Raw genomic sequence first — 20,978 nt, 5'->3', positions numbered from 1 at the left:
AACAGTGCCAGCATGGCGCTGGCGGATCTGATGGAAGCCGTGGTCGCCTCCGACGCCACCGAGATGCCGATGCGTTCGTGTCCGGAACATCCGAGATGGCGAGGAACACCATGAGAATCACCGCACCGGACCCGCGTGACCGCGTACGGCTGGAGAGCATCGATCTCGCGGACACGGCGCTGTACGCCGAAGGCGACGCGCATCTGGTCTGGCAGACGCTTCGGGCGGAGCGCCCGCTGTTCTGGCAGAGCCGTCCCTCGGGCGAGGGATTCTGGGCCGTCACCTCCCTCAAGGACGTGCGCAGAGTGCTGTCTGATCACAAGGCGTTCACTTCGGAGGCCGGTACGGCGATCGCCATGCTCGAAGGCCCGGACCCGGCGGGCGGAACCATGATGCAGTCAACTGACCCGCCCCGGCACCACGCGTACCGGCGGCAGCTCGCCGGCCGGTTCTCCCGTCACGCGGCGGCCTCGCAGGCGGAGTGGGTCCGGTCCTTCGTCAGAAAGACCATCGAGCCCGCGCTGGACGGCGAGGTGTGGGACGCGGCCGCGGCGCTCACCCGGCTGCCCATGGCGGTGGCGGCGCGCATGATGGACCTGCCGGACGAGGACATCGATCCGCTGATTCACCTGGCCTTCGCCTCCTTGGCGCCTGGGGACCCGCACTTCGGTGAGGGCTCCGAGCAGGAGACGGCGCTGTCGGCCCACTGCGAGATCATCGGATACTTCGAGGAGAGGCTCGTCGAGGTTCGCAAGAAGCCCGGCGGCGATCTGATCAGCCATCTGCTGACGCTCACGGTGGACGGTCGTCCCCTGACGGGCAGTGAACTCCTCGTCAACTGCCTCAGCCTGCTCCTCGGTGCCGTCGTGACCACGGCCCAGGCGATCTGCGCGACGCTCGCCGTGCTGCCCGGACCGGGAGGCGAAGGACACTGGCCCCGTGATGCGCCGCTGGACGGCCTGGTGGACGAGGCGCTGCGCTGGTCTTCGCCGGTGCTCCACTTCATGCGCCGGGCACGGACCGATGTGGAGATGCACGGCCGGACCATACGTGCGGGCGAGGCGGTCACCGCGTGGATCGCCTCGGCCAACCGCGACGACGCGGTGTTCGAGCGGCCGTACGAGTTCGACCCGAGGCGTACGCCCAACCCGCATGTCGTGTTCGGTGCCGGTGTCCACCGGTGCATCGGCGCCAACTTCGCCCGGGTGATGGTGCGGGAGGCGTTCGCCGAGCTCATGGATGCGACGGAGTCCTTCAGCATCGCCGGCGGGTATGTCCACCTGCTGTCCAACGAGATCGCGGGGTGCGTCAGCCTCCCGGTCCGCCTGCGGGCCGCGCGGCGGACGGCTCGGTGAGGCGGAGCCGTACCAGGGGAACGAGAGGGCGCCTCCCGCCGGCCGCCACCCGGAAACCGGCCGCGCAGCGGGAAGGCCGTCCCGTTCAGCCGCGCCCTCGCGAACGGCTGAGGTCGGGAAGCAGCGCGAGATGCTCCTCGCGTACCACGTCGAACCTGAGGGCGAACGCGACCAGGGCTTCACGCTTGGAGTGCATGCGGCCTTCGTCCAGGTACTTGGCCCACTGGCTGACCGGAAGCTTCTGGTCCGTCAGGTAGTCGATGTGGTAGTTGATGCTACTGCGGTTCGCCCCCCTGAACTGGTCGGTTCCTCTCAGCCTCTCCACCACCTCCTGCACCGAGGGAACTGCCGCCATGGACGAACCGCGCAGACGCGGCTCGCACAATGCGACGAGAACGGCGAAGTACTTGCTCGCCTTGTCCAGCTTGAACATCTCCGACTCAGGCACGCTGGCGGCCTGTTCGGGGCCGAGCATGAGTGGCGGCGGGGTGAACACCGTGATTTCACTGATGCTCGCGCCCGCGGGGATCAGGATGCGTGACATCTCGAACGGGATCACCATGTCCAGCTGGCAGGGGCGCACCTTGACCAGTTCGGTTCCCCCTTCCAGGTTCTCGATGACGAAGGTGGCGCTGGTGGTGAAATTCGAGAAGAGGAGATGATGATCGTAGACTTCGAAGGCACCGATGCTGGGCGCGACTCCGGGTTGGAACTCGCCCGTGCGGCCCGAGATGCCGAAAACAAGTCGATCACCGACCCTCAGATTACTCCGCTCCCTCGCACCGGGTTCGCCGGGAATGCGAGCGCCGATCTTCCAGGTCACGATCACTTCTACATCGGATTCGATTTTCGTATGCATGAAGAGCGCTTCCCTGTCGTCCGATCGCCACTGGGTACGACTACTGACGCCGATGGCGCACGGTTGACCGGCGGGCGCCATCGGCAGAACTTCAGAGCAAACCGCCTCGTCCCGACGGAGGGCATGTCCTCATCCGCCGGTCGACGTATCGAAAAGCGGGAAAATCCACACCGTGACGGCGTGGCGCAATGGAATCGAGGGATTCAGTTCCTCGCTCGGACCAGGCCTATCGAACGCAGCCACGCACGGAGCTGCGGCCACCGTGCCAGAGGAAACGGCAACAACTGACGGATGAGATCTCTCTCACGCGAATCCCCCCCAGGAAAAGTCACCAAGGGCACCTTTTCGGGCCCTCGGCCTTCGTGTCGACCGCATGCATCGTAGGACGCATGTGCGAGCAACTCAAGACCCGTTATTCCCATGCATCACATCCAAAACCTCAGTTTGATAATCAAATGTCCATTTTGGCGGATGTCCCGGGTGAACCACTTCCTGGACCGCGCCCGGGGCCGAGGTGACGGTGAGGGCGAGGTCCGTCCGCGGCGAGGCGGACCCGTGGGCATCCGCGGCGAAGACCTTCACGAGGTGTTTTCCGGCCGCCCAGGCGATGTCGGGCGTCCAGGTCCAGCTCGCGTCGTGCGCGACCGGCGCCCACCCCAGGCGTCTGCCTCTCTCCCAGAACTCCACCCGAGCCGCTCCCGGAGCCGTGCCGGCGGCCCGCACGTCCCCCGCCGCCCAGACCCGCCGGTCATCCGAGGGCACGGTGAGGACGGGTGGGCCGAGTGTGTCGAGCACGGTGAACTCGACCACCGTGCCGTCCGACCGGGCGCCTTCCCCGTTGACTGCGACGACTTCGACCGCATGCCCTCCCCGGGCCCACGGCTTGACCGGGGCCCAGGACCAGCTCGCCTCGGCGGCCACTGGAGTGGACCCGACCTGCCGGCCGCCCTCCCAGAAGCTCACCAGGTCGGCGCCTCTGGCCGTCCCCGAGAATCCGAGCATCGAACCCGCCACTCGCTGTCCCGGCTGCGGGGCCGACACCGTCGGAGGTCCGAACCCCCCGCCCTCCTCAGCCGCGGTGGCCCGGACGTACTCCTCGATCAGGGACCTGTCGCCGTCGGGGTCCTCGTGGCCGTGCCGCGCCCTTCCCATTTTCGGGGTGATTCCGTCGATCAGGAGGTTGACGATGCCCATGATCAGCGGAAGGTTCCGGGCGGCCACCTGGTTGTGCCGGGTGATCGATGGGGAGTCGGCGAAGAAGAAATTGAAGTTCTGGTAACCGCGAAAAAGGTCGAGATAAGGTTCTATCTGTTCCCCGTACTGCTCGTCCGCCGGCGCGGAGAAAAGATAGATGTTGGAGCTCCGGCCGATCCCGCCGCGCACCGCTTCCGGGATGACGGAGTCGAGGACGCGCACGTTCTCGGCAGAGACGTCCTGACCCATCATGTACTGCGCCGCACCCGGTTGTTCCGTCATCACGTAGCTGCCTATGGCGAACTGGGGGGCGCTCGCGAGGATGTTTCGGAACCCATAGCGCAGGCCAAAGTAGAGCGCCGCGCTACCACCCTTCGAACTCCCGATCAACGTGCAGTCGGCCGGCGTCAGCGAGAGGAAGCGCATGACCTTCGAAATGAGTGCGGCCACGGCCGACTCGATGGAGAAGTCCATGCCCCTGCACAAATAGTAGCTGCACTGCCCGTCGAATCGGTCGCGAATCCACAGGACATTGGCCCGTAGGCCGTCCAGCACACCGTACGCGAAACCGAAATCCTCGGGGGCGTGGAAGTTCGCAAATACGACGACCAGGTGCCGGTTGCCGTTGCGAGCATGCGAGAACCGAAATTCAACAGGGTGGGCCCCGGAGTCATCGATTCCCCGGAACCGCTGTCGCTCGGCATGACCACGGACAGACATGAATGCCCCCAGAAAGTCGGGTTCAGCGCATCAAGCGAGAGCCCACCATACGTCACACCACCGTCAGCGGCCACGGTTCGATTTTTGCCCGCTGTGCCCGTCTTCGTCATGGTTGGCCATGGGCCGGAAGACGGTGGTGGCACCATCGGGCCACCGCGGACGAGGCTGTTCCGGGGTGATCCTGACCGGTGTCAGTACAGACGCATCCGGTCGATCAGTAATTTACGGTTCCGCCGCTGCCAACATGCGGGTCGTCGGACCAGGGATCGCGCAGCGATCGTGAGGAGCACTCCGAAATGGACCTACGTTCCCAAGAGGCGCCGGATCGTGTCGGGGCCCTGACCGAAATCTGGCGGCAGGTCCTCGGAAACCCCGAACTCGACGAGGACTCGGACCTCTTCGAGAACGACGGATCGTCGTTGCACGTGCTGCAGATCACCGGCCTGATCCACACCGTGCTCGGGATCGACGTGAAGCTGCGGGACGTGTTCTCGCACACGTCGCCGCGCGGTCTCGCGGTCTTCCTGGAAAACGAGCAGGGCCGGTGACCGCATCCCGGGCAAAGGCCACCACGGGTCCGACGTCGCTCACGGAAATGGCCAGGCTGACAGGCGAGTTCGCCGACTGGCACAACCTGCACTACTCGACGATGTGGCTCACCGGGGAGCTGGACCTCACCGCGCTTCGCGACGCGTGGTGGCGGGTCTGCCTGCGTCATGACGTCATGCGCCGGACCTACCTCTCGGCGGATGAGGCACGCACCTTCGGCGACCCGCAGAGCACGGTGGAAATCCACACCGCCGATACGGACGCCGCGGCCATCGAGCTGATGCGCCGCACCCTCGGCAGCCCCTTCCGGCTGGACGGGCCGGGATTCTCGCGCGTCGTCGTCGTGCAGTGCGGCCCGCGGAGATTCCTCTTCGGGATCGCGATAGACCACATCGTCAACGACCTGACCTCGTGGCTGCGCATCCGGGCGGATTTCACCGACTTCTACAACCGCGCGCTGGCCGGCGACGCCGGCGACATCACGCCCGTGGGCAGCTACCAGGACTTCGCCACGGAGCAGCGCCGTCTGTTCGCCGGGGCGTGGGGAGCGGAACGCAGGGCGTTCTGGCGCTCCTACACCGAGGAGTTCGGGGTCTTTCCCCCGCCGTTCCCGGTGGGCGCCGCGAACACCGGGGAGTACCGGAGCAGGACGGTCACCAGGGACCTCCCGGCGAACGCGAGGTCCCTGGTGCGCGACTTCGCCCGGCGGGCCCGGGCCACCCCTTTCGCGGTGGCCACCGCCGGCGTGCTCGCGGCCGCGCAGGAAGTCACCGGCGATCCGCTGGTGGGGATCTCCGTCAACCAGCACGGTCGGACGCTGCCGGGTACGGCGCAGACCGCCGGCCTGTTCGTCCAAACCGTCCCGATGCACCTGGGGAAGCGGTTCGGAAGCCCGCACGAAACGGTCCGGGACGTGTTCCTGAGGACTCTGGACGTCTTCGAGTACAGTCTTCCGCTCCTCGTCTGCGGACGGTACTGGAACGAGACCCTGATGGCGGCGGACAAGGAAGCCGGACTCTACGTGGGGTTGAACGAGCAACCGCCCTCGTCGTTCAACTTGGCGCCGTTCACCGGCACCGACGCGGAGTACGTGCACCTGGACTTCCCCGGCGGGAAGCGGTGGCCGCAGACCGTGGTCGTCTCATGGAACCTCTACGAGACGGGCCCGCAACTCGTCGCGCAGTACAACGAGAACTTCCTGCCGGGCGACGCTGTGGAACGGCTCCTCACGTCAGCCGAGAGGTTCGCCCTGCAGACCGGTGGAGAGGACGTGCGGCCCTCTCCCGGCACCACGGGACAGTGACCGCCTTCTGAGGCAGGAGTGACATGTTCGACGACAACCGACGTGAGTTCCGCGTCGTCCGCAACGACCAGGAGCAGTACTCGATCTGGCCGACCGGGCGGGAGTTGCCCGCCGGCTGGTTCGAGGCCGGGGCACGGGGGACGAAGGCCGAATGCCTCGACCAGGTCGGCCGATCCTGGACGGACATGAGGCCCGCCAGACTGCGCGAGGTCCTGTCCACCGACGGGTGACCTGTCTCCTGACACCCGATGGCTTCGGCGGGGCCACTTGTCCACCGATCCGCACCGCGTGCAGAACGACTGGGGAGTCGCGTACTGATGACTGCTTTCACGGGTGAGTTCTGGCGTGGCGACTCCACCGGCTTCGCGGCAGCCGCGACGTCGCGCCTCTTCAACCACCGACGGCCGGCAGCGCGGCCGCGGGCGGTGCTGCGCGCCGCGCACGCGGCCGATGTGGCCGCGGGGGTGAAGCTGGCAGCGGCGGAGGGCTTGCAGGTCGCCGTCCGCTCCGGCGGGCACAGCTGGCCCGCTTGGTCGCTGCGCGAGGACACCCTGCTCATCGACCTGGCCCGGTTCACCGGGATGTCCCACGAGCCCGGCAGCGGCATCGTGGCAGTCGGTCCGGCGGTGCGCGGCGGCCTTGACCTGGACCCGTACCTCGCCGGGCACCAGCGGTTCTTCCCCGTGGGCCACTCACCCACCGTGGGCATGGGCGGGTTCCTCCTGCAGGGCGGCATCGGCTGGAACTGCCGCGGTTGGGGCTGGTCGGCGGAGTCCGTCGAGTCCATGGAAGTGGTGACCGCGGCCGGTGAGCGGGTGCGATGCTCGGAGACCGAGAACGCGGACCTGTTCTGGGCTGCCCGCGGATCGGGTCCCGGCTTCTTCGGAGTGGTCACCGAGTTCCGGCTGCGCACCCGCCCGCGGTTCCGGGCACTGACCCGCTCCACTTACGTATACCCCGCCGAACTCGCCCCGGAGGTGCTGTCCTGGTACCTCGCGGCGCGCAGCGAGGTGCCGCCGACGGTGGAGCTGGCCGCCGTCGGCTGCACCCCGCCCGGCTCCGACACTCCGGTGCTGATCATCGACGGTCTCACCTTCGACGGCGGTCCCGCCTCGCTGGCCGCGCTGGGCACCTGTCCTGTGGTCGGCAAAGCCCTGGCGAGCAGCGTCGCCCAACCCGTGGACTTCGCCGACCTCCAGGCAGAACAGCTGCGGGCCAACCCCGAGGGGCACCGCTACTTCGCGGACAACGCGTTCCTCACAGGTGCCCCCTCGCAGCTGCTCCCGGCGCTGATACCCGCTTTCACCCCACTGCCCACCGACCGGACCTTCACGGTCCTGGGCGACTTCACCCCCCTGCTGTCGCGCCCCCGACCGGAGATGGCCCTGTCGGTACAGACGGACCTGTACTTCGCCGCGTACGTCATCGGCGCATCCGCGGGGGACGACGCCCGGTGCCGTTCGTGGCTGGACGGCGTCATGGACCGCGTGGCACCGCACTCGGCGGGCTGCTACCTGGGCGACAGCGACCTCGCCGTCCGACCGGACCGGATCATGTCCGCCGCGGCGTGGTCGAAGTTCCAGCAGATCGCCGCCATACGCGACCCGGACGGCCGCTTCCCCGGCTACCTGGGGACTCCCCTGCAATAGCATCCGTCCGCTGCCCGGGGGCGACCGCAACGCGTGCGGTCGCCCCCGGGTACTCCTGTCACATGGGTGGCCGGAGCTCAGAGCATGGCCACGAGCTCAGCGACAGTCGGGTTCCGGACCAGTACCTGGGCCCGCAACTGCACACCGAGGTCGGTCCGGATTCTGCTCCGCAGCCGGGCCGCCATCAGGGAGTCCCCGCCCAGCGAGAAGAACCCCTCGTCGATGCCGACCCGCTCGACGCCCAGTATCTCGGCGAACAGTTCGCACAGCCGCTCCTCGCGGTCCGTGCGGGGGCCGCGTCCGGCACCGCCGCCGTAGTCGGGCTCCGGCAGGGCCTTGTGGTCCAGTTTCCCGTTCGGCGTCAGCGGAAGCTCGGACAGCTCGACGAACGCCGAGGGCACCATGTAACCGGGCAGTGTCCTGGCCGCCTGTCCGGCCAGCGCGACGGCGTCCACCACCCGTCCCTCGTGCGGAACCACGTAGGCCACCAGGCGCTCCCCGCCCTGCGCTTCCCGCCTGACGACCACCGCGACCTTCCGGACGCCGTCCTGGCGTGCCAGGACGGTCTCCACCTCGCCGAGTTCGATGCGGTATCCGCGCACCTTGACCTGGTCGTCCGCCCGGCCCACGAACATCAGCACGCCGTCGCGCGTCCAACGGGCCAGATCCCCCGAGCGGTACATCCGCGCGCCCACACCGTGGAAGGGATCGGGCACGAAGCGCTCGGCGGTCAGTGCCGGCCTGCCGAAGTAGCCGCGGGCCAAGCCGACGCCGCCGAGATACAACTCGCCGACCGTGCCCGGCGGAACCGGGTTGAGGTACTTGTCCAGCACGTAGACCCGCCGGTTGTCGAGCGGTCGGCCGATGGGGACGTCACCCGTCAGGTGATCCGCCCGCTCCACCCGGTGGTGGGTGGCGGCCAGGGTGGCCTCGGTGGGTCCGTACAGGGGGCGTACCACCAGACCCGGACACGCCTTGAGCACGTTCCGCACGGCGACCGGCGAGACCACCTCACCGCCTGGGTACACATCGACCATCCCGGTGAACGCCGCCGCCGAGTCATCGGCGATCATGCGGAACAGTCCGCCGGAGAACACGGCGCCGGTCACACCGTGGCGGTCGACGAGGTCCTTCAGACTGCGCGCGTCGAGGTCTCCGGGCGGCGCGATCACCAGCTGCCCGTTCCTGAGCAGGGGCGCCCACATCTCACCCGTGGACGGATCGAACGCCAGCGGAGAGTGCACCAGCATCCGTGCCAGCGACGCGTCTCTCCAGCAGTTGTCGAGCGCCAGACTCACCGCGCTCTCGTGGGACACCACGATGCCCTTCGGCACTCCGGTCGACCCCGAGGTGTACATGAGGTAGGCGGCCTGCTCCGGCAGGGGCTTGCGGTCGGGGCTCCCCGCCACCGCGCCCTGGGGGCTGCCCTGCGAAACGTCGATCACCATCGCGGCCCCGCGTGCCGCCTCGTGGTCGGCGTGCGGGGTGTCGGTGAGGAGGACCCGGGCTTCGGCCGCCGCCATGATGCCGATCATCCGCTCCGCCGGGTGGGCCAGGTGCAGCGGCAGGTAGCAGCCACCCGCCTTGAGCGCCGCCAGGACCGCGACGACGAGTTCCGGCGAGCGGTCCATCAGGACGGCCACCGGCTCTTCACGTCGGATGCCCGCCCCGACCAGACGGTTGGCCAGCTCGTTCGCCCGTGAGTCCAGTTCGGCGAAGGTCATCGACGCGTCGCCGCAGACAAGCGCCACCGCGTCCGGCGTCGCCAGGACCCGCGCCTCGAACAGTTCCACCAGGGTGTGCTCGCCGACCTCGCGAGACGCGCCGCTGGAGGTCTCCAGCAACGCCTGGCGCTCCTCGGCTGACAGCAGTTCCGCACCGGAGAGCGCGGTGTCCGGTGCGAGCGAGAAGGCCGGCAGCAGCCGGACCAGCCGATCGGCGAGCGACTGCGCTGTCGCGCGGTCGAACAGATCGACGTCGTAGGCGAGTTCCCCGGCGATCCCGGCCGGCGCCCCGTCGGGCCCATGACGTTCCGTCAGAACGACGGAGAGGTCGAACCCGGAGGTGTCCGCCGGACCGATGCGGGACGTGGCATCGTCGTTCACCAGCACGGCCACCTGGACCAGCGGGCTCCGCCCGGCGTACTCGGTGAGGTCGATGATCTCCGCCAAGCGCTCGACCGGCATACCGTGCACCGCCCGGGCCATGCGGTCGGCCTCCCGCGCCTGCGCCAGCACCTCTCGCAGGCCCGGGTCCCCCGAGGTGTCGATCCGCAGCACGAGGTGGTTCGCGAAGAAGTCCGCCGGGTCCTTGTGCGGAACACCCGGGCGCGCCGCGGCCGGCGCGGCGATCGGAATGTCGTCACCGGCCCCGAGCCGGCTCAGCAGGACAGCCACCGCGGCGCAGATCGCCGTCGACATCGTCGTCCGGGCTTCCCGGGCGGCAGCGAGGACGGCCCGATGGGTCTCGGGGGGGACGTCGAACCGGTGCAGTTTTGTCACTGGCGAGCCGTGCGTCTGCCGGGGGCGGTCCGTCGGCAGCACCAGTTCCTTCGGTAGCGAGGCCAGAGTTCGTCGGCAGTACTCCGTGAGCGGTGCAGCGTCGTCCGTGGTCGGCATGCCGCCCTCCATCCAACTGTTGGTGTTCTCCGTCTGATCAGGCACACCCGGCTGTCAGCGCGGCATCAGTACGGGCTCTCGTCCTCACTGACGAACCTGACGTGGCGTTCGTCCTGTTCGTCGAACGCGGGCGCCACGGTCAGGACCATCTCCATCGACCCGAAGTAATGAATCCGGGTGTTCGGCGGGATCGCCATCAGGTCGGTGGCACCGACGGCGACCGGCCGGCCATCCAGGTAGAACGTCCCCCGGCCCTGGACGACGTAATAGATGTAGGTACTCCGCACGTTGAGGAATTCCTGGAAATGGCCTCGCTCGACCTTGACATGGACGACGGTCGCCGACGGGTCTTGCCGGCCGTAGACCGTCAGGTCGATGCCGTGCTTGCTGAAGCGCCGGGCGTCCTCGACCGTGTGCCGGTACATGGTCATCGGACGTCGGCGGCCGAGGGCCGGCGCGCCGCCGACGCCGCCTCGAGTTCGCTCGGCGAGGAGAACTCGAAGACCAAGCTCGTCGGGGGCCGCCAGCCCGAGAGCGACGCGTAGCGCGACAGGAGCTTGGGGACGAGCAAGGAGTAGCCACCGGCCTGGAAGAAGTCGGTCTGCTCGTCGATGTCGTCGCGCTCCAGGATGTCGCGGAACGCCACGAGCCACGGCGAGTCCGCGCGATCCTCCTGGCCGGCAGCCGGGCGGGGCGGGGTCGCCGGCGCGGCCTCCTCGACCGCGTCGCGGACTTCGGGTGCGGTCTGCGCCGCGCGCGGGGACGGCGCGACCTCGGCCAGGGCCAGGGAACCGATCGGCTCCAGCGGGTTCGCGGCGTAGGCGCGAAGCAGGGTCTCGAATCCGGTGGCGATCAGCTCCACGTCGTCGGAGTCGAACCGCTGCGTCGAGTAGTCCCAGGACAGTTCATAGCCGTACTCGCCCTCGTCACCGTGGAGCACGGCACCGGGCGTGACGAAGACGCTGAGGTCGAAACGAGCGCTCCGCGTGCTCAGGGCGACCTGCATGTCGACCGTGAGGCCGGGCACGTCCACCGCCGGGAAGGGCCGGTCGTGCATGCCGAAGGTGACGTTGAACAGGGGGTTGTCCAGCCCCTTGCCGCTGAGCCCGAGCGCCTTCACCAGGTCCTGCACCGGCGCCGATTCGTGATCGACGGCCTCGAAGATCGCGGCCAGAGCGTCCACGCCCACCTCGCTGCACGGGGCGCTGGGGTCTATCACCAGTCGGACCGGCACCGTGTTGACCATCATGCCGACCGTGTTCTCGAACCGTGCCGGACAGTTGGCCATCGGCATGCCGATGACCAGGTCGTGCTGACCCGAGTAGCGGCGGCAGAGTTCGGCGTAGACCGCCAGCATGGCGGAGAAGACCGTGTGGCCGCCCCGCTGGGCGGCGGTCCGCACCTCGGCCATGAGGTCGGCGGGGAGCGACTGCCGGTACTGCCCGCCACGGTAGTCGAACAACTCCGACCGCTGCTCGGCCAGTTCGGGGAACTCCACAAGGAACGCGGCGTCCTTGAGGTTCTCGGTCCACCACTCGACGGAAGCGGCGACCGCCTCGCGGTACTCGTCGGAGGTGATGTGCGCTACGTATTCCTGGTACGACGGAGCACCGACCGGGAGGAAGGACCCGCCCGATTCCTCTGCCGCGTACTGCGCGAGCACATCGCGGAGGAACGCCACGGTGGACCTGCCGTCATGGACCAGGTGGTGCTCGGTCATGAAGAGCTGCCAGTGGTCGTCCGCCAATCGGACCATCATCCAGCGGGCCAGCGGCGCCGCCTGTAGGTCGAACTCGGTGTGCATCTGCTGGTGCAGCAACTCCGCCCGGCGCCCCTCGCTTTCCTCGACGCCACGAAGATCGTACTCAGGAATGTCCAGACTGACCTGCTCCACGATTTCCTGGTGCGGCACCGGAGAGTCCAGATCGCATATCCGCAGCCGCATCGCATCGTGCCGGCCGACCGCGTCGACGACAGACTTCCGGAGTACCGCAGAATCGACCCGTCCGTGGAAATTGACCACCGCGGAACTGTAGTAAGCGCGGCTGTCAGGAACCGTCTGGTGCTGTAGCCAGACGATCTGCTGTTGAGCGCTGAGCGGGAACACCAGGTCTCCTTGTCGATACGACTGGGGGCGAGTATGCAGGCACACAGGCGTCGGTCCGGTACTGATATCTGCCAGTACGAACGGCTCCGGCCGGTCCCTAGCCTGGCGTCCACAAAGCGCCAATGCCGCCGGACCGCGTTTCGCCGCGCGGCCGGCGGCCATTGACCGTCCCGGCGAAACGATTCGAGCGGCACGGTGCCCGCATTCCACTCTTCGGGTCAGTCACGCCCTGGAATCCGAACCGCCAGTGCGTTCTGCCAGAAAGGCTGGCGTTGTGCCGGAGCAGCTCGAGGCGGGCCGCGGCGGACAGCCGCGCGGCGCCGGGCCGATGCGGCCGCTTCCTGACCGCCGCGCGCACGAGCTCTTCGAGGACTGCGCGCGCAGCGCCCCGTCGGCCACCGCCGCCGTACACCGCGGGACCCGCTGGACCTACGCAGAGCTCGACGCCGCGGCGAACCGGGTGGCCGGGACGCTGCTGGCGGCCGGCCTGCGGCCCGAAGGCGTCGTGGCAGTCATGAGCCAGCGCTCACTTCACTGGCTGGCCGCGATCCTGGGAGTCTTCAAGGCAGGCGGGGTGTACCTGCCCATCGACCCGGCCTACCCCGACGAGCGCGTCGCCGACATGCTGCGCCGCAGCGGCACTCAGCTGGCCCTGGTCGAGGACGAGGCATCGGCACGTCCGGTCGAGGCCGCGGCGGTTCCCACGCTTGCGCTGGTGCCCGCATCGGCGGTCGACGCACGGCCGGTTCGCATCCGGACCGGGACGCTCGCCTACGTCTACTTCACCTCCGGGTCCACCGGGGCGCCCAAGGCAGCCGCGTGCGAGCACGCCGGAATGCTCAACCACCTCCTGGCGAAGGCCGACACGTTCGCGCTGGGCCCGGGTGCGGTCGTCGCCCAGAACGCGTCCCAGTGCTTCGACATCTCGCTCTGGCAGGCGCTCGCGCCGCTCGTCGTCGGCGGCAGCACCGTGATCATCGACCCCGAGCTCATGCTGGACGTCTCCGCGCTCTTCGCACTGCTGGCTGCGGAGAAGGTCGACGTGCTGCAGGTTGTCCCTACCTACCTGGACGTGATCGTCACCCGACTCGAGGGTGGGGACCGGGTGCCGGCCTCCCTGCGCATGCTCGGCGTCACCGGTGAGGCCGTCAGCCGGCAGGTACTCACCCGCTGGTTCGCCCAGTGCCCCGAGATTCCGGTCGTCAACGCCTACGGCGCCACCGAGGCATCGGACGACACCATGCACGAGGTCATCCGCAGCATGGCGGACCACGACCAAGTCACCGTCGGCAGGCCGATCGACAACGTCTTCGTCGACGTGGTCGGCGCGGACGGGCTGCCGGTGGAGGGAAGCGCCGTCGGTGAGATCACCTTCTCCGGCGTCTGCGTCGGCCGGGGCTACCTCAACGATCCGCGGCGGACCGCTCAGGCGTTCGGCGACGATCCGGCCCGTCCCGGACTGCGCCGCTACCGCACCGGGGACTTCGGGCACTGGCTGCCCGACGGACGGCTCAGATTCGTCGGTCGGCGGGACGAGCAGATGGAGACCGGCGGCGTCCCTGTCGAGGTCGGCGCGATCGAGGCCCGGCTCCTGCAGGTGCCCGGAGTCCGAACAGCCTGCGTGATCGTCGTCCCGGACGCCGCGGGCAGGCGCCTGGCCGGCTTCTACACCGCTGCGGCGCCGATACCGGAGGTTCATGAAGTGCTGGCCGGGACGCTGCCGGCCCGGTTCGTCCCGCCCACCCTGCGCTGGCTGACCGAACTCCCGCTCACCGACAACGGCAAGGTGGACAAGCGGGAGCTGGCGGATCTGGAGACCAACCTCGCCGGCGGCAACGCCCTCATGCCTCCGCGGACCGCCACCGAGCGGCGCATCGCCACCGCGTGGGCGGAGGTGCTGGGCCTGGCGCTCGACGAGGTCGGCCGCAAGGACGACTTCTTCGAACGGGGCGGCGGATCTCTGGAAGGAGTCCGGCTCGTCGTACAACTCGGCGGGCTGGTCTCGCTGGTGGACCTGATGGCGAACCCGGTACTGGCCGACCTGGCGGCCGCGGCCGACGGCCCCCGCCCGGCCGGCTCTTCGCTCCTGCAGGCCCTTGCGGTGCCCGAAGACGCGGCTGTGGCTCTGGTGTGCGTCCCGTACGAGGCCGGCAACGCGCTGAACTTCGGGGCACTGGCGCAGGCGCTGTCCGGGTCGGACGTGGCGGTGTACGCGGTGGAACTGCCCGGCCACGACGTCACGCGGCCACACGACCGGTTGGCCGGATTCGACGGCCTCGCCGAGAGGTTGAGCCGGGAGGTCCTGGACCGCGTCGACCTCCCCGTGGCGCTGTGGGGCCATGGGGCCGGTGCGGCGCTCGCGCTGGCGACGGCCCGGGCGCTGCAGAGCGCCGGGGCTCCCCCGCTGCACCTGTTCCTGGCCACGGCAGCCGAACGGGAAGCCGCGGACGGCGCGTCGGCCCCCGTCGGGTCGGAGGACGTCGGCGCCTGGCTGCGCACCTCGGGCGCCCTCATCGACGTGGACCAGTGGCGCTCCCCCCGCAGCAAGCTGATCGAGCGCGCCTACTGGCACGACCTCGGCGAGGCGGAGCGCTGCCTCGCCGCATGCACCAAAACCCTCGACCTGCCCGCGACCGTCGTCATCGTCCCGCGGGCGCCGGGCGAGGGGGACTCGGCGGCACGCTGCGCCTCGGTACTGCCCGCTGCCCGAACCACGCGGTTCGCGGACGCGGGCCGCTATCTCGTCCGCAGCCACCCCGCTGCGGCGGCAGATCTCGTCACCGCGACCATCGCGGCCATGGAGGAGGGCGACATCCGTTGAAGCTGACCGGTCGGCTCGCTGCGACGCCGGACGATTTCATCAGGCAGGAGTTCCTCGAGCCGCAGTTCCGGCACGAGGTCGCCAACCTGCTGCGCTGGTACGTACTGATCGAGAAGGCGCTCCTGCGCGAGTACCACCGCCTCGGGGTACTGTCGGCCGTGCAGGTCGGCCGGCTGGCGCAGGCGCTTGACGGGTTGACCGCCGAGCAGCTCACCGCCGGCGCCGACGCGGCCCTGTCCGACATCGCGCTGGCGATGGAATCCCAGGTCGCCAAGGCACTTCCGGAGCCCGTACCGGCCTGGCACGTGGACCGGAGCCGCAACGACCTCCAGGCCTGCGCCCAGTTGCTGTACGGCCGTGAGCAGGTGAGCGGAATCGCCTCCATGCTCGGCGAGTTGGCCGAGGTCGCGCACGAGCGGGCAGGCCGCGACATCACCTCCCCGATGCCCGGCTACACGCATCTGCAGTCCGCGCAGATCATCACTCCGGGCTTCTATCTCAGCGCCGTGGTGGAGCATGTGCTGCACGTCTCGGCCAGGATGCTCGGCACCTATGACCGGATCAACCTCTCGCCGCTCGGCGCCGGCCCGATGGCCGGCCAGGAACTGGCCTGGGACCGGGATTGGTTGGCGCAGGCGATCGGCTGCGCCGGCCCGGTTCGGCACGCCCTGACCGCGGTCGCCTCACGGGAGTGGCTGCTCGACGTCGCATCCGACATCGCCTCGGCGGGCGTGGGCTTCAGCCGCATCCTGACCGACCTGATGGCCTGGTCTTCCAGCGCGTACGGCCTGGTCGAGCTGCCGGACGAGCTTGCCGGCATCTCAGCGGCCATGCCGCAGAAGAAGAACTACCCGCTCCTGGAACGTCTGCGCGGCCGCACCGGCCACCTGACCGCCTTCTACGTCGACTTCGCCACCGGCCAGCGGAACACGCCCTACAGCAACATGGTGGAGGTCTCCAAGGAGGCCGGCCTGCACACGGGCACCATGTTCCACACCGTCCGCGCGGTGCTCGCCGGATTCCACCTGGTCCTCGACAGGTTGCAGTGGCGCACCGACAGGATGCGCGCCGTCTGCGAAGAGGACCACTTCGGCGGCTTCAGTCTTGCCAACGAGCTGACACTGCGGGCCGGCATCCCGTGGCGGACCGCCCAGGTCATCGCCGGCCGGTACGTCTCCGCCGTACTGGCGAAGGGAGCGGGAAAGGCCGGGATCAGCGACCCGGAAGCCCTCGGCGCAGCGGCACGGGAGGCGGACCATCCGCTGGAGGACCCGGGCTCCTACCTGACGAACTCCCTGGACGTGGACGCGCAGTTGCGCGCGAAGGTGTCCGCGGGCTCGGCGAGCCCCGCCTCCGTGAAGCTGGTGCTGGCCGCGCAGCGAGAACGGCTCGACGCGCTGGCGGAGCAGTGGAACGCGCGCAGGGTCACGGTGCAAAGCGCGATCGCCGCCACCGATGACGCCCTGCGGCGCGCGGCCGAGGGAGCCGTATGACGGGTCGGCGACTCGTCATACGGCCGTCGGACCACCACCGGCCGCCCTCCCGGTCCGTCGCGGTCAGCTCGGCCTTCGGCACCTTCGGGGAACTGTTGCAGGGCGCGCTGCCCGGCGGGCCCGACTTCCTGGTCACTCTTCCCATCGCGAGGTGGGCCACGGCCATGTTCACGTACGAGAGCACACACGAGGGCATCGAAGTCGTCCCGGAGACCAAGTCGAAGGCGCGCAGAGTCGCCGAAGCCGTGCTCGCGCGCTACGGGGGCGGCGGGGGGGCGCTCAGGCTGACCGGCTCGCTGCCGGAGGGGAAGGGCCTGGCGAGTTCCTCAGCCGACCTCGTGGCGACCGCGCGGGCGGTGGCGAGTTCGCTGGGCGTCGATCTGCCACCGCAGGACATCGAGGACCTGCTACGCGGGATCGAACCGACCGACGGCGTCATGTACCCGGGGGTCGTGGCGTTCGAGCACCGCAACGTCGCGCTCCTGGCCCGGTTGGGTGCCCCGCCTCCCATGACGATCGTCGGCATCGACGAGGGCGGCACCGTGGACACGGTCGCGTTCAACCGGATTCCCAAGAACTTCACGGCCTCGGAACGGGACACCTACGCACATCTGCTGGACGAGGTGCGGACCGCCGTACGGGCTGGTGACGCCGCCGCGATCGGCCGGGTGGCCACCCGCAGCGCCCACCTCAACCAGCGTCTGTGCCACAAGCGGACCCTGAACGCGATGACCGCTCTCAGCGCCGAGATCGGCGGGGTCGGTGTGGTCACCGCGCACAGCGGATCGACGATCGGGCTGATGCTCCCGCACGACGTCCCGGGCTTTCGGACCCGACTGGCCGAGGCCATCAACCGGTGCGGTCAGCTCGTGCACAGCGAACGGGTTCTCTGCTACCAGACCTTGAGTTTCGAGCCGACAGGAAACGGACCACGCAATGATCTTCGATGACCTTGTCGACGCGGTCGGCCACACCCCCGTCGTTCGGCTGCGAGTGGCCCGCGCGGACGTCACCGTGGCTGCCAAGCTCGAACTGCAGAACCTCTTCGCGATGAAGGACCGGGTCGCCCGTCAGGTCGTGCGCGAAGCGCGGGAGAACGGAGTGCTCGCTCCCGGGGCGCCGATCATCGAGAGCTCGTCGGGCACGATGGCGCTGGGGCTCGCCCTGGTGGGGAACATCCTCGGCCACCCGGTCCACATCGTGACCGACCCCCGCATCGACGCCATCACCCTCGCAAAGCTCAAGGCCCTGGGCTGCTCCGTGCACGTCGTCGAGGCGATGACCGCGAATGGCTGGCAGAGCGCCCGGCTGGAGCGGCTTGCCGCTCTGCGGCAGGAGTACCCGGGGGCGTTCTGGCCGCGGCAGTACTCCAACCCGCAGAACCCGCTCGCCTACACCGCGCTGGCCGAGGAACTGGTGGCCGATCTGGGCCGGATCGACGTGCTCGTCGGCGCAGTCGGCAGCGGCGGCTCGCTGTGCGGCACGGCTCGGGCCCTTCGCCGGGCCCTGAAGTCCGCAGGCACGACCGATCCGCTGCGGGTGATCGGAGTCGACGCGGTCGGCAGCGTGCTGTTCGGCCAGCCGGACAGACCGGGACGCAAGCAGAGCGGCATCGGCAACAGCCTGATCCCGGGCAACCTCGACTACGCCGAGATCGACGAGGTCCACTGGCTGAATGACCGGGAGGCGTTCGCCGCGACCCGTGAACTCGCGCGGGCCGAAGGCATCTTCGCCGGGAACTCCTCGGGTTCGGTCTACCAGGTGCTCAGGCATCTGGCCGCGACCGTCGCTCCCGGCACGCGTGTCGTCGGCATCCTCCCGGACCGGGGCGACCGCTATGTGGACTCGATCTACGACGACCGCTACTGGGAGCAGGCGGGCTTCGCGGAACTCCCGGTCCGCGGCGAGCCGTTGCAGGTGCGTTACGGCACCGAGACCGAAAGCTGGGCGTGGGCTCAGGTGCCGTCCACCCCGCGCAGGCGGCTGGTGTTCGTCGAGTCGAACACCACGGGCACCGGGATGCTCGCCCTCTCACGCGCCAGGCACCTCGGTCTGGAGCCGGTGATGGTCACCAACCGGCCGAGCCGGTACCCCGGCATCGGAGAGGCCGACTGCGCGATCATCCGGTGCGACACCAACAGCGCGGACGCGCTGGCGGCGGCCGTACGCGCCCACCTGTCTCCCGACGACGTGGCCGGCATCACGACCACCAGCGAGTTCTACCTGGAGGCCGCCACCGGGCTGGCCGCATCCCTCGGCCTTCCCGGCAATCCGCCCGAGGCCGTCGCCGCATGCCGCCGCAAGTCGGCGACGCGCCGGCTGCTGACGGAGGCGGGCCTGCCCCAGCCGGTCTCGGTGCCGGTGACGCGCGCGGCCGACGTGCGCGGGGCGGTCGAGGCCACCGGCCTGCCCTGCGTTGTCAAACCGGTCTCGGATTCGGCGTCCACAGGGGTGCTGCTGTGCGCCTCCCTCGAGCAGGCCCAGGAACACGCCGCGAAAATCCTCTCGATCACGCACAACGTGCGCGAGCAGGCCGTCCCGCAGGAGGTGCTCGTCGAGGAGTTCGTCCAGGGGCCGGAGTACAGCGTGGAGACGATCTTCGCTGACGGCTCGCTCCACGTCGTGGGCATCACCCGCAAGACGGTGTCCGCCCCGCCGTCGTTCGTCGAACTGCGGCACACCTTCCCGGCACCGCTGGACGAGGCCGCGGCGTGCGAGGTGGAGCGGGTGGTACGGGCGGCCATCGAGGCAATGGGGCTGCGCCACGGCGCCTGCCACACGGAACTGCGCCTGACCGCCGCGGGACCGGTGGTCATCGAGATCAACGCCCGGCTCGCCGGCGGCATGATTCCCGAGCTGATCCGGCTGGCCGGCGGGCCCGACCTGCTGACCCAGCAGCTGCGCGCGGCCGCCGGGATGGATGTCCAACTGCCGGCGGGGACGCCGCACCCGGCCGGTGTCGCCTTCCTCACGAGCTCCGCGCAGGGACGGCTGGCGGGTGTGGAGGGCGTCGAGCAGGCTCGGCAACTGGCCGGTGTCGCCGAGATCCAGATCTCGCGCCGGCCGGGCGACCCGGTCAAGCCCGCCACCGACGCCTACGACCGGATCGGCTACGTCATCGCCTCGGCCGGCTCCGGACCCCAGCTCGACGAGGTGCTCGATGCGGCACTGGACCGCGTCACCGTCAAGTTGGCCGACGACTACACCACCAAGGATCAGCTGACATGATCGAAATGAGAAGCGACACGTTCACCCTGCCCACCGAGCAGATGGTGGCGGCGATGGCCGAGGCGGTCCTCGGGGACGACGTGTACGGCGAGGACCCGACCGTCAACCGGCTGGAAGAAGCGGCCGCGACCGCTGTCGGCAAGCCGGCAGCGTGCCTGATGCCCAGCGGGACGATGGCGAACCTCGCCGCCCTGCTGGTGCACGTGCCGCGCGGCGGGAAGGCCCTCGTCGGCGACGAGAGCGACATCTACCTGTACGAAGCCGGCGGTGCGAGCGTCTGCGGCGGTGTCGTGTACGAGCCGATCGCGACGCAGCCGGACGGCACTCTCGCCCTGGACGACCTGGCCGCCGGCTTTCCACCCGATCCGGACGATCCGCAGTTCGCGTTGCCGGGGCTCGTCTGCGTGGAGAACACCCACAACCGGATGGGGGGCCGGGTACTGAGCGGGACGTACCTCGCCGAGGTCCGCCGCTTCGCCGACGCCCGCGGCGTCCCCGTGCACATGGACGGCGCCAGGATCTTCAACGCCGCCGTGGCATCGGGCGTGCCCGCCGACCGCATCGCCGCCCACGCCGACTCCGTCCAGTTCTGCCTGTCCAAGGGCCTGTCGGCGCCGATCGGCTCGATCCTGGCGGGCGAGGCCGACTTCGTCGCGAAGGCGCGGCGGGTGCGCAAGATGCTCGGCGGCGGCATGCGGCAGGGCGGTGTCTTCGCGGCGGCCGGTCTGGTCGCGCTGGACTCGATGGTCGACCGGCTGGCCGAGGACCACGCGGGTGCGGCAAGGTTGGCCGCGGGTCTGGCGGAGGTGGACGGGATCGACGTCGACCCCGGTTCGGTGGAGACGAACATCATCCTGTTCCGGGTGACGGCCGAGGGGCTGGACGACGACCGCTTCCTTCGTGGCGCCCGTGAACGGGGGCTGGCGATGGGCGAGTTCGGCCACGGCCGGATCAGAGCCGTCACGCATCGCGGCCTCGGCCCGAAGGATGTCGACGCGGCCCTGGGGATCGTGGCGGACGTGGTGCGCGAGGCACGGTGAACCATGAACGGGTCGGCCGGGTGGCGCGTACGCCGCCCGGTC

General features: G+C 69.5%; 15 protein-coding genes. 10 read left to right on the top strand and 5 right to left on the bottom strand.

Features of this window, described 5'->3' with window-relative positions:
- The first annotated feature begins 110 nt into the window (after nucleotides 1-110).
- On the top strand, nucleotides 111-1,355 hold the full coding sequence (locus AC3EVP_RS12015; protein WP_435129075.1) for a cytochrome P450: 1,245 nt from the start codon (nucleotides 111-113) through the stop codon (nucleotides 1,353-1,355).
- A gap of 85 nt (nucleotides 1,356-1,440) precedes the next feature.
- Here AC3EVP_RS12015 and AC3EVP_RS12010 read toward each other — a convergent pair whose 3' ends face one another.
- Both AC3EVP_RS12010 and AC3EVP_RS12005 read right to left on the bottom strand, forming a co-directional pair.
- Nucleotides 1,441-2,214 carry a hypothetical protein gene (locus AC3EVP_RS12010; protein WP_435129072.1) on the bottom strand — a complete coding sequence of 258 codons (774 nt, stop codon included), beginning with the start codon at nucleotides 2,212-2,214 and terminating at the stop codon, nucleotides 1,441-1,443.
- 402 nt (nucleotides 2,215-2,616) lie between these two features.
- Nucleotides 2,617-4,128 carry a hypothetical protein gene (locus tag AC3EVP_RS12005; protein ID WP_435129069.1) on the bottom strand — a complete coding sequence of 504 codons (1,512 nt, stop codon included), beginning with the start codon at nucleotides 4,126-4,128 and terminating at the stop codon, nucleotides 2,617-2,619.
- 296 nt (nucleotides 4,129-4,424) lie between these two features.
- Here AC3EVP_RS12005 and AC3EVP_RS12000 point away from each other — a divergent pair, with 296 nt between their 5' ends.
- From AC3EVP_RS12000 to AC3EVP_RS11985, 4 genes are all read left to right on the top strand, one after another.
- Complete coding sequence (locus AC3EVP_RS12000; RefSeq protein WP_335974856.1) at nucleotides 4,425-4,676, top strand: acyl carrier protein; 252 nt, start codon at nucleotides 4,425-4,427, stop codon at nucleotides 4,674-4,676.
- A gap of 47 nt (nucleotides 4,677-4,723) precedes the next feature.
- A complete protein-coding gene (locus AC3EVP_RS11995; RefSeq protein ID WP_435129066.1) occupies nucleotides 4,724-5,980 on the top strand; it encodes a condensation domain-containing protein in 1,257 nt (418 codons plus the stop codon).
- A 23-nt stretch (nucleotides 5,981-6,003) separates the two neighbouring features.
- Nucleotides 6,004-6,210 carry an MbtH family protein gene (locus tag AC3EVP_RS11990; protein ID WP_435129063.1) on the top strand — a complete coding sequence of 69 codons (207 nt, stop codon included), beginning with the start codon at nucleotides 6,004-6,006 and terminating at the stop codon, nucleotides 6,208-6,210.
- 87 nt (nucleotides 6,211-6,297) lie between these two features.
- Nucleotides 6,298-7,629 (top strand): FAD-binding oxidoreductase, encoded by a 1,332-nt coding sequence (locus AC3EVP_RS11985; protein ID WP_435129060.1) that lies wholly within the window; start codon nucleotides 6,298-6,300, stop codon nucleotides 7,627-7,629.
- Nucleotides 7,630-7,706: 77 nt separating this feature from the next.
- Here AC3EVP_RS11985 and AC3EVP_RS11980 read toward each other — a convergent pair whose 3' ends face one another.
- The 3 genes from AC3EVP_RS11980 to AC3EVP_RS11970 all read right to left on the bottom strand — a co-directional run bounded on the left by AC3EVP_RS11980 (nucleotide 7,707) and on the right by AC3EVP_RS11970 (nucleotide 12,354).
- Nucleotides 7,707-10,247, bottom strand: coding sequence for a non-ribosomal peptide synthetase (locus tag AC3EVP_RS11980; protein ID WP_435129057.1), 2,541 nt, complete (start codon nucleotides 10,245-10,247; stop codon nucleotides 7,707-7,709).
- A 65-nt stretch (nucleotides 10,248-10,312) separates the two neighbouring features.
- A complete protein-coding gene (locus AC3EVP_RS11975; RefSeq protein ID WP_435129054.1) occupies nucleotides 10,313-10,678 on the bottom strand; it encodes a cupin domain-containing protein in 366 nt (121 codons plus the stop codon).
- On the bottom strand, nucleotides 10,675-12,354 hold the full coding sequence (locus AC3EVP_RS11970; RefSeq protein ID WP_435129051.1) for a condensation domain-containing protein: 1,680 nt from the start codon (nucleotides 12,352-12,354) through the stop codon (nucleotides 10,675-10,677). The genes AC3EVP_RS11975 and AC3EVP_RS11970 overlap by 4 nt, the downstream gene beginning before the upstream one ends.
- 274 nt (nucleotides 12,355-12,628) lie before the next feature.
- On the opposite strand from AC3EVP_RS11970, the gene AC3EVP_RS11965 reads away from it, so the two are divergent.
- Genes AC3EVP_RS11965 through AC3EVP_RS11945 form a run of 5 tightly spaced genes read left to right on the top strand, consistent with a single transcriptional unit; the run spans nucleotide 12,629 to nucleotide 20,936 of the window.
- Nucleotides 12,629-15,175 carry an amino acid adenylation domain-containing protein gene (locus tag AC3EVP_RS11965; protein ID WP_435129048.1) on the top strand — a complete coding sequence of 849 codons (2,547 nt, stop codon included), beginning with the start codon at nucleotides 12,629-12,631 and terminating at the stop codon, nucleotides 15,173-15,175.
- Nucleotides 15,172-16,668, top strand: coding sequence for an argininosuccinate lyase (locus AC3EVP_RS11960; protein WP_335974887.1), 1,497 nt, complete (start codon nucleotides 15,172-15,174; stop codon nucleotides 16,666-16,668). Before AC3EVP_RS11965 ends, AC3EVP_RS11960 begins: the two co-directional genes overlap by 4 nt.
- Complete coding sequence (locus AC3EVP_RS11955; protein ID WP_435129044.1) at nucleotides 16,665-17,618, top strand: GHMP family kinase ATP-binding protein; 954 nt, start codon at nucleotides 16,665-16,667, stop codon at nucleotides 17,616-17,618. Before AC3EVP_RS11960 ends, AC3EVP_RS11955 begins: the two co-directional genes overlap by 4 nt.
- Nucleotides 17,605-19,896 (top strand): pyridoxal-phosphate dependent enzyme, encoded by a 2,292-nt coding sequence (locus AC3EVP_RS11950; protein ID WP_435129041.1) that lies wholly within the window; start codon nucleotides 17,605-17,607, stop codon nucleotides 19,894-19,896. Before AC3EVP_RS11955 ends, AC3EVP_RS11950 begins: the two co-directional genes overlap by 14 nt.
- A complete protein-coding gene (locus AC3EVP_RS11945) occupies nucleotides 19,893-20,936 on the top strand; it encodes a GntG family PLP-dependent aldolase (protein WP_335974892.1) in 1,044 nt (347 codons plus the stop codon). Before AC3EVP_RS11950 ends, AC3EVP_RS11945 begins: the two co-directional genes overlap by 4 nt.
- The last annotated feature ends 42 nt before the right edge of the window (nucleotides 20,937-20,978 follow it).

The sequence above is a fragment of the Actinacidiphila sp. bgisy144 genome (assembly GCF_057708105.1).
This window is presented reverse-complemented; position numbering and strand designations above follow the sequence as displayed.

Coding starts and splice junctions, on each gene's coding strand:
- AC3EVP_RS12015 (WP_435129075.1), top strand. CDS start 111: ATGAGAATCACCGCACCGGACCCGCGTGACCGCGTACGGCTGGAGAGC.
- AC3EVP_RS12010 (WP_435129072.1), bottom strand. CDS start 2,214: ATGCATACGAAAATCGAATCCGATGTAGAAGTGATCGTGACCTGGAAG.
- AC3EVP_RS12005 (WP_435129069.1), bottom strand. CDS start 4,128: ATGTCTGTCCGTGGTCATGCCGAGCGACAGCGGTTCCGGGGAATCGAT.
- AC3EVP_RS12000 (WP_335974856.1), top strand. CDS start 4,425: ATGGACCTACGTTCCCAAGAGGCGCCGGATCGTGTCGGGGCCCTGACC.
- AC3EVP_RS11995 (WP_435129066.1), top strand. CDS start 4,724: ATGGCCAGGCTGACAGGCGAGTTCGCCGACTGGCACAACCTGCACTAC.
- AC3EVP_RS11990 (WP_435129063.1), top strand. CDS start 6,004: ATGTTCGACGACAACCGACGTGAGTTCCGCGTCGTCCGCAACGACCAG.
- AC3EVP_RS11985 (WP_435129060.1), top strand. CDS start 6,298: ATGACTGCTTTCACGGGTGAGTTCTGGCGTGGCGACTCCACCGGCTTC.
- AC3EVP_RS11980 (WP_435129057.1), bottom strand. CDS start 10,247: ATGCCGACCACGGACGACGCTGCACCGCTCACGGAGTACTGCCGACGA.
- AC3EVP_RS11975 (WP_435129054.1), bottom strand. CDS start 10,678: ATGACCATGTACCGGCACACGGTCGAGGACGCCCGGCGCTTCAGCAAG.
- AC3EVP_RS11955 (WP_435129044.1), top strand. CDS start 16,665: ATGACGGGTCGGCGACTCGTCATACGGCCGTCGGACCACCACCGGCCG.
- AC3EVP_RS11950 (WP_435129041.1), top strand. CDS start 17,605: ATGATCTTCGATGACCTTGTCGACGCGGTCGGCCACACCCCCGTCGTT.
- AC3EVP_RS11945 (WP_335974892.1), top strand. CDS start 19,893: ATGATCGAAATGAGAAGCGACACGTTCACCCTGCCCACCGAGCAGATG.